The organism is Exiguobacterium sp. MMG028 (genome assembly GCF_027947425.1).
Classification (GTDB): Bacteria; Bacillota; Bacilli; order Exiguobacteriales; family Exiguobacteriaceae; genus Exiguobacterium; species Exiguobacterium aestuarii_A.
Window position 1 is genome coordinate 403,089 of the sequence record NZ_JAQJIN010000001.1, and the last position, 15,638, is coordinate 418,726.

Here is a 15,638-nt window from a genome sequence, read left to right on the forward strand (position 1 = left end):
AGCATGGAACGGACTTGAAGAAAGGACTAATTTATTTATGAAGTTACAGTTTTTAGGAACTGGTTCGGGTATGCCATCGAAACAACGCAACGTGTCAGGTCTTGCGCTCGTCTTGCCAAAAGTCACTTGGTTGGTCGACTGTGGTGAAGGGACGCAACATCAGATGCTCTACACGAAAGTCAAACCACGTAAAGTGACAGCGGTATGGGTGACACATTTGCACGGTGACCATGTGTTCGGATTACCTGGATTTTTATCGACCCGCTCTGCGCTAGACGGAACGGATCCCCTCACGGTTTATGGTCCGAAAGGATTGAAAAAATGGCTCGAAGCGACACTTCGCGTCACAGGTTCTCATCTCGGTTATGAGTTGAACGTCATTGAATTCACGGACGGAGACACATTTGAGCAAGACGGTCATACGATCACTGTGCGAAAATTAGAGCATCGGTTCCCTTCTTATGGGTTTCGTGTCACAGGACCGGAAAAACCGGGAACGTTGCGCGTCGATCGGGTAAGAGAGCTTGGAATCCCAAGTGGACCCATCTATAAAACAATCAAAGAACAAGAACGGTTCGAATATGAAGGAAAATGGTACGATTCTAAAGAATACGTCACTGAACCGACTCCGGGCAAAATCGTTGCGATTCTTGGGGACACGACACCATGCGAGAACGCGCGATTGTTAGCAGAAGGGGCCGACCTCCTCGTTCATGAGGCGACATTCATGGAAAGTGAACAACCGCTCGCACGAAAATATGGTCACTCGACGACGCGTGAGGCGACTACACTAGCGAAAGCGTCTGCGGTCGGCCAATTGATTGTCACACATATTTCCGCTCGCTATGTCGGACGAGAGGAAGAATTTGAACAAGAGGTCGTTTCGGATTTTCCATCGAGTTTAGTTGCGACCGACTTTCTAGAATATACAGTGGGGGATTGATGTGACCATTCAACTCTATGTTTGGGCCGCGTTTTTAGTGATCAGCGTCCTGTTAGGTGTTCGCTTGAACCAATTGAAAGAACCGGAAGCCAATTTCTTTCCGAAGTTCTTATTTTATTCACTGCTTGGCATCGTTTCGTTCCCAATCGGCGGATTTCATATCCCAATCGGGTTTTTATTGTCTTTTTTATTCTTCCCGAAACAGAACAGCCGCTATAAATGGTATGGAGCGCTTTTAGGATTTTTCTTTTTTATCGTCTTATTATTCGTACCCTTGTTTGACCAATCTGGATTTCGTGCGGAATCGCAACAAATTGGTGTCGTCTCCGTCACGGATGAATCTTTCGACGAGATGACAGAGAAAATTTTGCAACGAGTCAACAGTGACTCCATAAAACTTGACCGAGGTAAACTTCAAATTAATCGGGAAGGGAACGTCCAAACGATTGAATATTTGCTGATGGTCGAACGAGCCGAATCGTTCCAACAAATTCGCGTGACGTATGCAGACGGACAATTATCTTATGAACAGGTCGATGAATTACGAAAAGAATCAGGTCAGGCATTCTTTGAAAAACTCGTCGAATTTGACCATATGTTATCTACTTTAAGGGAACCTTCATGGGAAGAATATACAGATGTCATAGCCGCGCCAATCTTACAACTCTCTTACGATGGGCTGTATGATATGTATACGTTCGAGAATGAGTCGATGCTCATGATCAACCGTGACAATGAACTCGTTAAGTTCTGGCTACAACGTGAACCCGTCCTTGCTAACAGTATCCAGCTCGTCGGACTGACGCAAGAGGGTCGTAGTACAGGTGAACGCTATGCGATTCTTTACAATTATTCGATACACCAACGAGAGGATTTGACAGACCAATGAAATCATATGTAACGATTGCTCTACTAGCGACCGCACTACTTGCCGGATGTGGCGGGGAAGAGGCGCAGCAAGAATCGTGCGGAGTGAGTCCGACTATTTCGGTCTATAACGCAGCGACTGAGGAAACGCTCTATCAAGAGAAAAGTGTCTGCTTAGAAGAGGACGCGACTGTTCTCGATGCATTAAAAGCAACAGGACTCGACCTTGAGGTGACAGGGAGCGGTGACATGTCCTATGTGACGGCAATCGAAGGAATCGAAGAAAAATCTGAAGGACAATCGTCAGGATGGGTATTTGCTTTCAACGGTGCACCCGGGGATGAAGGTGCGGGCGCCAAAGAAGTGGAATCGACGGATGTCATTCAATGGCGGTTCGAAGAAGATGCAGTGGCTTTCTTCGAATGAGGCAGATTGGGAGCGGAGACATCCTGTCACGCTCCTTTTCTATCTCTTCTGTCACCTTTACATATTAATGAATGTCGAAGACGTCACTTTTTTTGTGGTTGGACTCCTCTTGCTACTTATCATTGAACGTCGTTTCCCTTGGTCAATGCTATCCATACTGATTGCGTTTGGTCTGATTTCAATCATGCCCATCCTAATTGGTTGGGAAATTTCTTATGGATACATATGGCGTCAGCTTTTGAAATTGGCTGCCTTTTTACTCGGGATGTTATGGATTGCACGCATCATTCGTCTCGAACGGTTGCTCCCGCTCTTATCGAACTTTCCACGGTCGTCTTCACTCTTATACGGTGCATGGGCACTCATCCCGTCAATGGAGCAGGCGGTACGTCAGGCAGTCAGGAGTCATCCGAGAGCATACTGGCGAGAAGGTGTACAAATCGGAATTGAAAGCCAGCAAACTGAGCCGAAGTTCGCATTTGAACCGATACGGCGCTTTCGTTTAGAGGATTTATGGCAAATCGTCCTCATCGGAATCATTTGTTTTTCCTCACTTCATCTGTTTGTCGGACTTTGGCTGATTTATCCTTATCTCACGAAAGGAGGAATGCGTGATGCAATGGTTATCTACCGTTGACGGTTCGTTTGAGCAATACGTCGAACGTTACCGCCCGTATGTGATCGAGATGACACAATCGTTCTCAGGAAAGGTTGGGCACTTACTTTCGAGCGTCGACTCTTTTCGAGGTGCGGAACTCGCTACGCTATTACAAATCGACGCGCTTTATCCGAAGCGGTTTGATGCATGTTCGAGTGGAGAACAACAGATTGTTCGAGTCGCCTATGCCCTATTAAATCGACCGGATTCAATCGTCTTGATTGAACCATTTCGGCATCTAGACCAATTTCGTAGAGAGCATTTAGAAATGTTGCTCCGTCGTATCTCTGGAATCGGGGTGCAAATCGGTTATACCGAGCGAGCGAAAGAACCTACAGGAGAAGCAACGTTCACGTTCAACGAATCGAAAACGACACCTTCCATCGATGCGACCGACGTATCTTACCGGCATCCTCTGCAAGCGACCTATGCGATTGATCACGTGACGGTTCAGATGAATGAGCCTGGACTCACAGTTTGTATCGGGACGAACGGGAGTGGGAAGTCAACTTTACTCGAACTATTAGCTAGAAGTAGACGTCCACTTCAGGGGCGAGTGAAAAAGGGAGAACGAGCAGTCTATCTTCCTGCCAATCCAGAAGTGGGTCCGTTCCCACAAAAAGGGAAGCGTCGGGTCGCCCAACTTCAATCCGTCCTACACGATCCGTCGAGTGTCCTTTTACTCGATGAACCGACCGTGGATTTGACGAGGGGAGAGCGGGACGCGTTTTTCAGTGCGCTTCAACAAAAAGCAAAGTCGGCCCGCGTCATCTGTGCAACACATGACATGGGCCTCATACAGGTTGCGACGGATGTGATTTATCTAGCGAGCGGTCAAGTCGTCTTTCAAGGCGATCGGAACCTTTTTCAAGATCGGAGCACCTTATGGTCACATACGTCCTCGCCATCCTGATTGCAATCGTCGTGCTGTACCGGTTCGAAAAATCTAGAATCCCGATTCAACCACTCGTTCAATTGTTAGCACTTGCGGTCATTGGACGCTGGCTCTTTATGACGATACCGAATGTTCAACCGACGACAGCCATGATCATGTTGACGGCCTTACTGGTCAGTTTGGACGGGGCCGCTATCCTTGCGCTCTTTGTCCCGATTTTGTCAGGACTATTGCTCGGGATTGGTCCGTTTGTATTTTTTCAATTTTTAGGATGGCTTCTTGTCGTTGTGCTCGTCCGTTTATTTCGTCCGATTCTTTTGAAATCGACAATCCTCTTCTTACTACTCGGTTTACTATCAGGTTTTTTATATGGATGGACGACAAACTTGGCGTTCATTGAAGTGGTCGGTACGGATGTCGTGAAGTTGTTGTTACTCAGTTTTCCATTCGATTTGGCCCACGGTATTTCGAATGTCGTCTTCTTGGTCATGATTCGTCCGCTATTTGAGCGCATATTCCTTCGACAACTCGGGTAAATATACAATATTCCTATCATATTGAGTGAGGTGAACGACGGATGAGTGCATATATTAACATTACTGAAGTCGGCATGTTTCTACTCGTAGGGTTGTTGTTTATCTTATTAAACCTTGTTCTATTAGTGAAACGTTATACGAGGGCACGTTTCGCCATGCTAAGCATTCTAGCGGCAAGTGTATGGCCAGCGCTGATGATTGTTCTATCAGTAGAACAGTTGAGCGTGATGGATCAATTGACCTCTGGTGAATGGTCACTAGATGCTATGCTTGCGTGGGGAGTCGTCCTCTCGACAGCGCTCATGACGATGATTCCAGCAGGTGTTTTTTTACATCGGCTCGTAAGTGTTTCTCGATTACATTCAGAACGATAAATGGAGCAATATAACTCCTCAAACGTTTGAGCAACCAGATTGCTTTTGCGACCTGGTTGATTTTTCGAAGTGATGATTTTGAAATCGAGTATGACCTTCAATCATTTGGATATAGATTCTCTTCTTCAATTGTATACATGTAGAATGATTATTGATTAATAAAGTAAAGGAGCGACCGGCGACGGTCGCTCCTTTTTTTATGTCGTTGATTTAGCGGCTGACACGTCTGCTGGTTTTTGGACACGACGCAATACTTCGAGACTGAGAGCACGTGGCATCAACTTGGCCACCCCGACTAGGAGTTGATTCGAGAGGCCAGGCACAATCACGCGCTTATTATTCATGACACCTTTATAGCCGAAGAAGGCGACAAGGTGAGATGGCATTTTTGAGAAGGATAATTCACTCCCCGCGCGATCAAAGAAATTCGTATCTGTCGGGCCAGGGCAGAGGACACTGACGTGAACACCGCTCCCTTTCACTTCGGCATGCAGCGCCTCGGTAAGTGAGAGGACATAAGCCTTCGTCGCATAGTAGACGGCCATATACGGACCGGGTTGGAACGCAGCGACGGAAGCGACGTTTAGCACATAGCCGTGATTTCGTTCGAGCATACCCGGTAGATAGGCCTTTGTCAGTTCCGTCAATGTGTTGACGTTCAATCGTACTTCGTCCGCCTCCGTCTCGGCATCGAGGTCAGCGAACGCACCAGACGTTCCAAATCCAGCATTGTTAATTAAAAAGTCGACGGTTAGTCCGGCTTCTTCAATCATCGAGGTCAATTGTTTGGCAGCGTCATGTTTCGCCAAATCGAGCGCGAAGACATGTACATTGATTCGATATCTCGTTTCAAGGACTTTTTTCAGTTCGTGTAAGCGAGGTTCGTTTCGGGATACGAGAATACAGTCGTACCCGTCTCGTGCGGCGAGTACGGCCAAGTCTAAACCGATGCCCATCGAGGCGCCGGTAATTAAAGCTGTCTTTGACAACGTGATCCACTCCTTTAATGAAAAGTCATACATTGTTACTGAATTCTTCACGAGTTGTTAAAATCCTGCCCCGTTTGCACATTCAATCCTATGCTAAAGTATAGCAAGAAAATGTGATTAGACTCACAAAGTAGGGAGAAGAACAAATATGATGATTCAGCTCGTCACTACGGCGCAAAGCGTCGAACAAGCAGAAGCGTTAATTAAAGCGGGTACGGACCGATTGTATATCGGGAATTCTAGGTTCGGCTTGCGACAAAAGGGAGACTGGACAATCGATGCTGTGAGGGAAGTCACACAGCTTGCCCATCGATACGGAAAAGAAGTGACGGTGGCCGTCAACAATTTGATGCATAACGACCACATTCAAGAATTGCCGGATTATTTGCAAACGTTGAAAGCGATTGGCGTCGACGATGTGACAGCTGGGGATCCCGGGGCCATCCGTTTAATCCGTCAAGCGAAAATCCCATATTGGTACGATGCCCAAACGCTCGTCACGTCCGCCAAACAGATTCAGTTCTGGGGGAAACGTGAGGCCATCGGAGCCGTCGTTGCGCGAGAAGTCACTCTCGAGGAATTGGTGTTGATTCAGCAACAAATCGGTCTCCCCGTTGAAGTACAAGTGTACGGTCCAACGTGTATCCATCATTCGAAGCGACCGCTCGTGACGAACTATTTCAATGAACTCGGACGCCCTTCTGAAGAGGCGAAACAACGTGAGTTTTATATGAGTGAGCCAGCAGATGCGGCGAGTCGATATCCTATCTACGAGGACGAGAATGGCACACATATTTTCTCAGAAGATTTGACGCTTATGGGTCAGCTACCGACGTTAGTCAAAAACGGTCTGCATACGTGGAAACTTGACGGCTGGCACGCGGAAGAACAGTTTGTTGAAATCGTTCAGTTGTTTACCATCGCACGGGCGAATCTATTGAATGGTCAATTCGACCGAATCGAGATGGAGCACCGCCTCAGAGAATTACAACCGGAAGCGTTTCGACTCGGAACGGGATTATTGTTACGCAAACCAGAAGAGATCAAGTGAGGGATCAAGATGAAACAACGTCCAGAATTATTAGCGCCAGCAGGAAACTTAGAGAAATTGAAGATGGCGATTCATTATGGTGCCGATGCGGTCTATATCGGCGGTCAACAATTCGGGTTACGTTCGCGTGCCGGTAACTTCAGTTATGACGAGATGCGTGAAGGTGTGGCTTTCGCACATGCTCGCGGGGCGAAAGTATATGTCGCTGCAAACATGGTGACGCATGAAGGGGATATCGAAGGAGCTGGTGACTTCTTCCGCACGCTCCGTGATATCGGGATTGACGCAGTGATCGTCTCTGACCCTGCCATGATTGAGACGTGTCTCACAGAAGCGGAGGGCTTACCGGTTCACCTGTCGACACAAGCTTCCGCGACGAACTACGAGACACTTCGTTTTTGGAAAGAAGAAGGACTTGAACGGGTTGTATTGGCACGTGAAGTATCGATGGATGAGATTGTGCAAATGAAACAAGAAGTCGATGTCGAAATCGAGACGTTTGTCCATGGTGCGATGTGTATCTCATACTCCGGTCGTTGTACACTGTCGAATCATATGACATTGCGGGATGCCAATCGAGGTGGCTGTGCCCAGTCGTGTCGTTGGAAATATGGCTTCTTTGAAGAGGGGAATCTCTTGACGGAAGAGATGGTGGCCCGTGATGAAGAACCGTTCTCAATGAGTTCGGTCGATTTATCGATGGTCCGACATATTCCCGACTTGGTGGACGCTGGAGTCGACAGTTTGAAAGTCGAAGGACGAATGAAATCGATTCACTACGTCGCGACCGTGTGTAACGTGTATCGACAAGTGATTGACGCATACTGTGAAGATCCTGAGAACTTTGTCTTCGACCCGGCTTGGGAAGAAGAGATTTGGAAAGCGGCACAGCGAGAACTCGCGAGTGGTTTCTATTACGGGATTCCGACCGAGAAAGAACAATTGTTTGGGAAACCACGTTCGATTCCTCAGTACGCATTTGCCGCACGTGTCATCGCATACGACCCGTCGAGCGGGATGGCGACACTCGAACAACGAAATCACTTCTCAATCGGTGAAGAAGTTGAATTTTTCGGACCTGGATTCGTTCGTTTCTCCCAAGTCATCGAGACGATTGAGGATGTTGACGGTCAGCCAATCGAATCCGCCAACCAAGCGATGATGACGATTCGAGTTAAAGTGGAAAAACCCGTCGCGACCGATTACATCATGCGCAAGCGAAAAGGGGTCCCGGCACGAGTCCTCGTTTGACACATCCACCGAGCCAACATAGTCGCCCGAACTGTCTAATCCTGCTACCCTAAGAGATAGAGACGGAGGGATGGAAGGATGAACCAAAATACGGAGCAATTGCGGACAGAGCCCATCGGCCGACTCCTGTTTAAGTTATCGCTACCCGCGATGATCGGGATGCTCGTGACGGCGCTCTACAATATCATTGATACGATTTTTGTCGCTCGTGGCATTGGCGCTTCAGCCGTCGCGGCCATCGGGATTGCGTTTCCCATACAGATGATCTTAATGGCCGTGTCGAGTGCCGTTGGTCTCGGTGGCGCCTCCATCAGTTCTAGGAAGTTAGGTAGAGGAGACGATGCCGGTGCAGCTGTCACATTTTTGAATGTGCTCGTCCTCGTCGGATTGTTTGCTGCCCTCGCGGTGAGTTCCGCTTTCTTTATGTTGGATGAGATTTTAATGGTCTTCGGGGCGACGTCCGAGATTATGGAGCTCAGTAGACAGTACTTATCAGTTGTTTTGATCAGTTCACCATTCTTTATGTTCACACTTGCTTCGAGTGCGATGGTTCGTGCCGAAGGTCAGGCACCGTATCAAATGAAGGTCATGTTGACGACCGTTCTCGTCAATCTCGTCACGACGCCACTTTTCATCTTCACGTTCGACTGGGGGATGTACGGTGCAGCGACTTCGACGGCACTCGCTCAAGTCATCGGTTCCATATTGATGCTTAGATTCTTCTTCGCCCGAAAACCAAAAACGGAACTGCGCTTCAAATGGCGACAGTTCCGGATACGATTCGATGAGATGAAAGAGATTATGGCAATCGGTTCATCTTCATTCATCATGATGGTGTCCCAATCCATCTTGTTCGTTGGCGTCAACGTGATGCTCGGAACATACGGTGGGACAGAGGAGTTGGCGATTTTCGCCATCATCAATAAGTTCATGGCGCTCGTCGGCATGCCGATCATGGGAATTGTCCAAGGGATGCAACCGATTGTCGGTTATAACTATGGTGCCGAAAGATACGATCGTATGCGCGAAACCATATGGACAGCGATGCGGGCAGGGATTGCAATCGCTGTGATCATCTGGCTCATCTTGCAGGTATTCCCGAATACGTTGATGGGATGGTTCTCGACGGACGAGGCATTGATTGCGGGAGGCGTGACGGCGATTCACATCTTGTTCGCGGTCTCGTTTTTACCAAGTGTTCAAATGCTCGTTAACGGGATTTACCAGTCACTCGGGAAAGCGCGAGTCGCCATGTTCTTGTCCCTTTCACGTCAGACGCTCTATACGATTCCGCTCGTCTTTATACTTCCGTCGTTCTTCGGAGTGTTCGGGGTATGGTTGGCGTTTCCGATTGCCGATGCGATGACGTTTTTGACAGCGGTCGCCTTGGCGTTCTGGGACCGTAAATTATTGTTCCGTCCTTCAGAAGAAGATCAAGAAGCGCATGATGTAAATCCGAAAGCGACAAACTTATAATCAAACGTCCGCTCGTGTCGAGCGGGCGTCTTCTTTTAGGAACAAGTAAATCCCGCCAAGCAAGACGATGGCGCCGAGCCACTGGAACGGACCGAGTCGCTCACCGAAAAAGGCGTACCCAAATAGCATTCCCCATAAGGCCTCTCCAAGGATGGTAATACTGACGACGGTCGCACTGACCCGAGCGAGTGCATAATTGAACAGGTTATGCCCTAAAATCGTCGGGAAGAAGGCAAGGGCGAGGAAACACCACCAGTTGACCGTTTCAAAGTCCGTGAACGTCGTCCCGCGTACGAGGAGCATGAAGCAAAGGACGACCGTCGCGACGAGATAGACGCTAAACGAGTACGTATTCGTGTTCATCGATGTCCGGACATGTTGACCGACGAGCCAGTACCCTGCGATGAGGAGGGCGGCAATCAGAGCGAGCAGGTCACCAAATAGTGCTTCTCGTCCGAGCTGAATATCACCTGCAGCGACAAGCATCCCACCGAGGACAGCTACGAGCGCGTATGCCAATCCTTTTCGCGTCGGGTTCTTTTTAAAGATCAAGGCGTTTCCAATTAAGACGAAAATCGGACTCGATGTAACAAAAAGAGTGGAGCTGGCTACTGTCGTATAATCGAGTGATAAAAACCAGAGCCAAAAGTGAAACGCGAGCAACGTTCCGCTAAGTAACAAAGCATATCGTGTCATCAATCGCGTTGTGATGAGTGATTTGAAATCGACGAATGGAAGTAGCATGAGACATGTGATCAGCATGCGGTAAAACGCAGCTGTCTCAGCTGGAGCAGACGTCCATTTGACGAACAAGACGCTCGTCGACAAGAAAAAAACGGCAGCGAATAAAATGAGGTAAGACATGACGACACTCCTTCACATATGTATGTTCTCTGTTAATCATATCGGAAAACAGCCGTGTGGCAAGATATGATTCATGGAATACAAACAAATGCTCCCCTCTCGATATGTCCATCCTCGACTTGGTATAGTAAAATACATAGAAGAAGCAATCCCACCACGTACGTCTTGCCACGAAACTTAAGGCAAAGTAAGGAGTTCTTATGAGACTAATCATCGCGGAAAAGCCATCGCAAGCTCAAAAGTTGGCGGCTCCCTATCCATCTAAAAAAAGAAAAGATGAGATTGAAATCTCACCATGCTCACGTTTCCCGGAAGGGGCGATTGTCGTTTGGGCGGTCGGTCACCTTTGCGAACTGCAGGAGCCGTCACACTATCGTCCTGAATGGAAGTCTTGGAAATACGAGGCACTTCCGATTGTTCCGGAACGGTTCGATTATCGAATCTCGAAAGGAAAATCAAAGCCGTTTTATGCCATCAAGAAATGGCTACATGACCGCTCCATCACCGATGTGATTATCGCTTCGGATGCCGAGCGGGAAGGGGAGGCGATTGTTCGATTAATTCTTCGGCTCGCGGGAAACAAAAAACCGTTAGCGCGACTATGGATTTCGAGTCTGACGGAACAAGCGGTCGACCGCGGATTCTCTCAACTGTTACCGGGTGAGCAAACAGTCCCTTATTATCATGAGGCGATGAGTCGCGCATGTGCCGACTGGCTCGTTGGCATGAACGCTTCCCGTGCATATACGACCTTGTTGAAAACAATCGGGATCGAGGACGTGTTCTCGCTCGGTCGTGTCCAGACACCGACACTCGCCTTGATCGTCAATCGCGAACGAGAAATCAAGCAGTTCGTTCCAGAACCTTACTTTGAAGTCGAGGCGACACTTGCAAAAGGTCGGGGCACGTTCAAAGCAAAATATACACTCGGAAAGACGACGAAGCTCAAAACGCGTGAGGAAGCAGACGCGGTCGTGAAACGAGCTTCCGGCACCGCCACGGTCAAAACAATCGACAAAGAAGAAAAAATGGAGCAACCTCCATTTTGGTTCAGTTTATCCGGGCTTCAGGCAGAAGCAGGGAAACGATTCGGTTTCGGGGCGAAAAAGACGCTCGATATCGCTCAAAAGCTTTACACGAAAGGGTGGATCAGCTATCCTCGGACGGATTCTGGCTTCGTCACCCCAGATGAAGCGACGCTATTTCCTCAGACGAAGGCGAGACTGCTGAAGTCAGCCGCCTATGAAGGTCTTCGTGACATCTTAACCGAGGACCCGTCAAAAAATCGTCGTTACGTCAATGCGAAAAAGGTCAGTGATCACTACGCAATCATTCCGACCGAAGCTTGTGGTGACGTCACACGTCTAAGCGGCGATGAGGCAAAGCTGTACGATTTGATTAACCGTCGTTTTCTCGCGGCATTTGCACCTGCGGCGAAGCTCGAGAAGACGACAGTTGACTTGATTGATGGAAACGACCTATATCGGGCAAAAGGGACCGTCGTCGTGAGTCCAGGTTATCGTCAAGTCGTCGAGATGAAATCAAAAGACGTCGAGCTTCCTGTGTTGGCAATTGGCGAAGAATTAAAAGAGAAAAAAGTTGAAGTGTTGTCAAAACAGACGGAGCCACCGAAGCGGTATACGGAAGGTTCACTGATCATGGCGATGAAAGTCGCAGGAAAACAGCTCGATGACGAAGAGCTGATTCATATCATGAAAGAAGTCGAAGGTCTTGGCACCGAGGCGACACGCGCTAACATTATCGATGGATTGAAAAAGCGCGGTTATGTTCAACTTCAGAAAAAAGAACTCGTTCCGACAGATAAAGGACGTCTATTGATTGATGTGCTCGGCGACAGTATTTTAGCATCGCCTGTCATGACGGCGAAATGGGAGAAACGACTTCACGAAATCGGCCAAGCATCGGCATCTGCCGCTGAATTCATTGAACAAGCGAAGAAGATGTCGATTCATTTGGTTGAAGAGGCAAAGTCACGAGTCGAGGCAGCAAACCCGGAAGGTTATACGATTGAGGCGAAGCGTTACGGGAAAAAAGGAGCGAATCGACCGAAACCCTCGTTTGGAGTCTGTCCGAATTGTGGCAAAGCCCTCGTTGAGCATCCGAAGTTCATCGGTTGTAGTGGTTACCGTGAAGGATGTCGCTTCACCGTCTCCAAACAGGTGCTCGGCGTCGGACTTGTCAAAGATGAGTTGAAGCAAATGATCAACGGAGGTCAATCAAACGTGCATACGTTCAAAAAAGGCGAGAAGACGTTTAATGCCTCATTGTATTTAGAAAAAGGTACACTCCGATTTGAATTCAAATAAAAGAAGGGTCGCAAATTAGAGCGGCCCTTCTGTCTTGTCAGTCTTATCTCTTTTTTGGTCGTCTTCGATACGACGATTGATTTCGTCATAGTCGAGAACGATGTCGTCTTTGTTATCTTTATAGGCGTACCCTTTTTGGATGACGACGATGGATGCGATGAGAACGAGCAAAATAATCAAACCGCTGACGGCAAATATCCAGGCCATAAGAACCCCTCACTTTCTCTCTTTAGTATGCCAAATAGTGGACTGATGCTTCAACTAGAATGAACAGACTAGAATTACGTCTGATGACGAAAAGATATGGTACAATACGATATAGAATACTACGTAAAGAAGGAAGGGAAAATCATGGCGATTTTGATTGTGGACGACGAACCAGTTAATACGCTCGTTCTCGAGCAACTGCTTCACCAGCACGACTATGAGACGGTATCGGTTTCGAGCGGAGAAGAAGCGCTCGACTTATTAATGGCCCCACAAGCCACATCGCTGTATGATCTCGTCCTGTTGGATGTCGAGATGCCCGGGATTTCTGGAATCGAGACATGTAAACGAATTCGACAGATGGCTGATTACGAAGAAATGCCAGTCATCATGGTGTCGGGTCGTACAGATGAAAAGCAGATTGCTGAAGGACTAGATGCAGGAGCGTCAGACTATACGACGAAACCGATCAAGGTAACGGAGTTGCTCGCACGTATCCGCTCTGCTCTCCGCTATAAAGCGGCCGTCGATGAACGGAAAATCTATGAGGCACGTCTCCAATACGATTTAGATCTTGCGCAAAAAATCCAACAAAGTGTACTTACGCCACCAATCAGTAATGAAGAGATTGATGTGCGTGCTCTCTATATACCTTCGAAAAAATTAGCGGGGGATATGTATGCTTGGTTCCAGGTCGCTCCGGACCGGTATGGGGTCATCATCTTTGATGTCATGGGTCATGGGGTCTCTTCCGCACTCATTACGATGGGAATTCGTTCGATTCTTCCGGGACTTGTTGGAAATGTTCAATATCCGATCGACGTGATGACCGAGTTGAATCGTCAAATGACGTTCTTATTCTCGGGTGACGATATGCATAGTTACTTTACAGCGGTGTATTGCTATATCGATACAACGAAGCGTCGAATCGAGTATGTGAATGCAGGGCATCCTCCAGTCATTGTGACGTCACAAGAAGGCAATTGTCGTCTTGAGACGACGGGAGTACCTGTTGGCATGTTCGAAGAACCAAATTATGAGTCTAAAGAAGTTGATATTGCTCCGGGTATGACACTTCACATGTACACGGATGGACTCATGGAATGTTACAGCAAAGATATTGACAATGGGATTCGTTGGCTTGAGAAGGACGTCTCCACGTACGGTCTTGACTATAGTCGTCACGTTGCAGAGCAACTCGTCTCCAAAATTGAAATTGAGGATGACCTTTGTCTCGTCACGGTCAAGATCACATAACAAAGAGCCTGATGCACGATGCATCAGGCTCTTGTACGTTTAGAAATATCGCTTTCGCCATAGAATATAAAAGGCGAGACCAGAAAATCCAATCATCATTGTAATCGCCATGATAAATCCGAACGGCTGTCCTTCCCAAGGAACTTGGACGTTCATCCCAAAGATTCCAGAAATCATCGTTGGAATACTGAGTACAATCGTAATCGACGCCAAGAACTTCATGACGAAGTTGACATTATTCGAAATGATTGACCCGAATGCTTCCATCTTAATGCTGATGATGTCATTATAGATTGACGCCATTTCCATGGCCTGGCGGTGTTCGACGAACACGTCTTCTAATAGCTCTTCGTCCTCTTCATGTTTCTCTAAACTTGGTGTCTTGACGATTCGGTCTAAGACACTATCGTTCGCTTTCAAAGAGGTCATGAAGTAGACGAGGGATTTTTGCAGGTTCATCAATTGAAAGATCTCTTGGTTTCGCATCGAACGTTGTAGTTCCTGTTCAAGCTCATCCATTCTTCGGTCGATTTGTCGCAAGAAACGTAAATACGTCATACTTACACGATGTAAAATCTGAAAGACGAAACGACTTCGATAATTCGTCCGAAACAGTCGTGCTTTGCCGTTTGCGAATAAATTTAAAACGTCGAGCTCTCGGGAGCAGACGGTGATGAAATGTCGTCCAGTCACGATGATACCAAGTGGGATTGTATTATAAGTTCGCCCAGTATCATCTTCCTCCACGTACGGGACGTCAATGATCATGAGAAGTCCTTCATCATCTTTTTCAAAACGCGGTTTTTCTTCGATATCAAGTGGGTCATATACAAAGTCTTCTGGAATGCCGGACGCCTCGATGACTTGATCGGCCTCATCTTTTGTCGGATTCACGAGTTGAATCCAGCTTCCTTTATCAAAGTCTTCGATTTCATCCACATGGCCTGATGCGTCAGTACGGTAAATCGTCAGCATGCATCTTCCTCCTACCTTAACTCAATCTTATTATAGGTAGCGAAAATGAAGAGTGCAATCCAAAGCAGGAGATTTTTTGTTTTCTCTAGAAAACATGTTACAGTGAGAGGGAACGATTGGATAATCGTTTATTGAGGAGGGGTTATATTGACAAGAATGCCCGAAGAAGCTCTGTTCAATGAAGAAAAGTTAGCGGAGCTCCACCAAATCGCAAATGGAAACATGGAATTTTTAAATAAAATTGCTATCACATATATTAAGCAGTTCGAAGAAAAATATCCTGAATTGCAAGCAGCTGTCGAGTCGAACGACTATTCACGGGTCGAACAACTCGCCCATTTATTAAAAGGGGCGTCCTATTCGGTCGGCTTGGAACAGACCGCGCTTCTTTTTCATGACCTTGAAATGGCAGGCGAGAATGCACATCTTGAAGGTGCAAATGAAACGCTTGCGACAATCGAGTCGCATAGTCAGCGCTTTTTAGTCGAATGGAACAATCATTTTGAGCAGTTAACGTAAAAAAGTTTGCGACCGTGAAGTCG

At 47.4% G+C, this 15,638-nt stretch carries 17 protein-coding genes; 13 read left to right on the top strand and 4 right to left on the bottom strand.

The features are described 5' to 3' along the window. Positions 1-37 precede the first annotated feature (37 nt). The 7 genes from rnz to PJK55_RS02200 are packed head-to-tail and all read left to right on the top strand — an operon-like array spanning position 38 to position 4,699. Positions 38-943, top strand: a complete 906-nt coding sequence (gene rnz / locus PJK55_RS02170) for a ribonuclease Z (protein WP_224861395.1) — start codon at positions 38-40, stop codon at positions 941-943. A gap of 1 nt (position 944) precedes the next feature. Further along, positions 945-1,832: a hypothetical protein gene (locus PJK55_RS02175; protein ID WP_214820166.1), complete on the top strand. Its 888-nt coding sequence runs from the start codon at positions 945-947 to the stop codon at positions 1,830-1,832. Next, entirely contained in the window at positions 1,829-2,236 is a 408-nt protein-coding gene (locus tag PJK55_RS02180; protein ID WP_074033270.1) for a DUF4430 domain-containing protein, read from the top strand. The genes PJK55_RS02175 and PJK55_RS02180 overlap by 4 nt, the downstream gene beginning before the upstream one ends. Next, positions 2,187-2,873: a hypothetical protein gene (locus PJK55_RS02185; protein WP_271304644.1), complete on the top strand. Its 687-nt coding sequence runs from the start codon at positions 2,187-2,189 to the stop codon at positions 2,871-2,873. Before PJK55_RS02180 ends, PJK55_RS02185 begins: the two co-directional genes overlap by 50 nt. After that, positions 2,851-3,807 carry an ATP-binding cassette domain-containing protein gene (locus tag PJK55_RS02190; protein WP_271304645.1) on the top strand — a complete coding sequence of 319 codons (957 nt, stop codon included), beginning with the start codon at positions 2,851-2,853 and terminating at the stop codon, positions 3,805-3,807. The genes PJK55_RS02185 and PJK55_RS02190 overlap by 23 nt, the downstream gene beginning before the upstream one ends. Next, entirely contained in the window at positions 3,780-4,325 is a 546-nt protein-coding gene (locus tag PJK55_RS02195) for a hypothetical protein (RefSeq protein WP_271304646.1), read from the top strand. Before PJK55_RS02190 ends, PJK55_RS02195 begins: the two co-directional genes overlap by 28 nt. A gap of 41 nt (positions 4,326-4,366) precedes the next feature. After that, positions 4,367-4,699, top strand: a complete 333-nt coding sequence (locus PJK55_RS02200; protein WP_271304647.1) for a hypothetical protein — start codon at positions 4,367-4,369, stop codon at positions 4,697-4,699. A gap of 197 nt (positions 4,700-4,896) precedes the next feature. Here the strand turns inward: PJK55_RS02200 and PJK55_RS02205 are convergent, their stop codons facing one another. Then, on the bottom strand, positions 4,897-5,688 hold the full coding sequence (locus tag PJK55_RS02205) for an SDR family NAD(P)-dependent oxidoreductase (protein WP_271304648.1): 792 nt from the start codon (positions 5,686-5,688) through the stop codon (positions 4,897-4,899). 154 nt (positions 5,689-5,842) lie between these two features. Here PJK55_RS02205 and PJK55_RS02210 point away from each other — a divergent pair, with 154 nt between their 5' ends. The 3 genes from PJK55_RS02210 (at position 5,843) to PJK55_RS02220 (ending at position 9,466) form a co-directional block, all read left to right on the top strand. Continuing rightward, a complete protein-coding gene (locus PJK55_RS02210; RefSeq protein WP_271305261.1) occupies positions 5,843-6,739 on the top strand; it encodes a peptidase U32 family protein in 897 nt (298 codons plus the stop codon). A gap of 9 nt (positions 6,740-6,748) precedes the next feature. Beyond that, entirely contained in the window at positions 6,749-7,990 is a 1,242-nt protein-coding gene (locus PJK55_RS02215) for a peptidase U32 family protein (RefSeq protein ID WP_271304649.1), read from the top strand. Positions 7,991-8,068: 78 nt separating this feature from the next. Beyond that, a complete protein-coding gene (locus tag PJK55_RS02220) occupies positions 8,069-9,466 on the top strand; it encodes an MATE family efflux transporter (protein ID WP_214748140.1) in 1,398 nt (465 codons plus the stop codon). Here PJK55_RS02220 and PJK55_RS02225 read toward each other — a convergent pair whose 3' ends face one another. After that, positions 9,467-10,330 carry a DMT family transporter gene (locus PJK55_RS02225; RefSeq protein WP_271304650.1) on the bottom strand — a complete coding sequence of 288 codons (864 nt, stop codon included), beginning with the start codon at positions 10,328-10,330 and terminating at the stop codon, positions 9,467-9,469. A 200-nt stretch (positions 10,331-10,530) separates the two neighbouring features. On the opposite strand from PJK55_RS02225, the gene PJK55_RS02230 reads away from it, so the two are divergent. Next, positions 10,531-12,657 carry a DNA topoisomerase III gene (locus tag PJK55_RS02230; RefSeq protein ID WP_271304651.1) on the top strand — a complete coding sequence of 709 codons (2,127 nt, stop codon included), beginning with the start codon at positions 10,531-10,533 and terminating at the stop codon, positions 12,655-12,657. A gap of 15 nt (positions 12,658-12,672) precedes the next feature. On the opposite strand, the gene ytzI is transcribed toward PJK55_RS02230, so the two are convergent. Continuing rightward, positions 12,673-12,864 carry a YtzI protein gene (ytzI, locus tag PJK55_RS02235; RefSeq protein WP_271304652.1) on the bottom strand — a complete coding sequence of 64 codons (192 nt, stop codon included), beginning with the start codon at positions 12,862-12,864 and terminating at the stop codon, positions 12,673-12,675. 144 nt (positions 12,865-13,008) lie between these two features. On the opposite strand from ytzI, the gene PJK55_RS02240 reads away from it, so the two are divergent. Next, a complete protein-coding gene (locus PJK55_RS02240; RefSeq protein WP_271304653.1) occupies positions 13,009-14,121 on the top strand; it encodes a PP2C family protein-serine/threonine phosphatase in 1,113 nt (370 codons plus the stop codon). A 39-nt stretch (positions 14,122-14,160) separates the two neighbouring features. Here the strand turns inward: PJK55_RS02240 and PJK55_RS02245 are convergent, their stop codons facing one another. Beyond that, positions 14,161-15,096, bottom strand: a complete 936-nt coding sequence (locus tag PJK55_RS02245; RefSeq protein ID WP_074033258.1) for a magnesium transporter CorA family protein — start codon at positions 15,094-15,096, stop codon at positions 14,161-14,163. Positions 15,097-15,252: 156 nt separating this feature from the next. On the opposite strand from PJK55_RS02245, the gene PJK55_RS02250 reads away from it, so the two are divergent. Beyond that, entirely contained in the window at positions 15,253-15,615 is a 363-nt protein-coding gene (locus PJK55_RS02250) for an Hpt domain-containing protein (RefSeq protein WP_271305262.1), read from the top strand. Positions 15,616-15,638 lie beyond the last annotated feature (23 nt).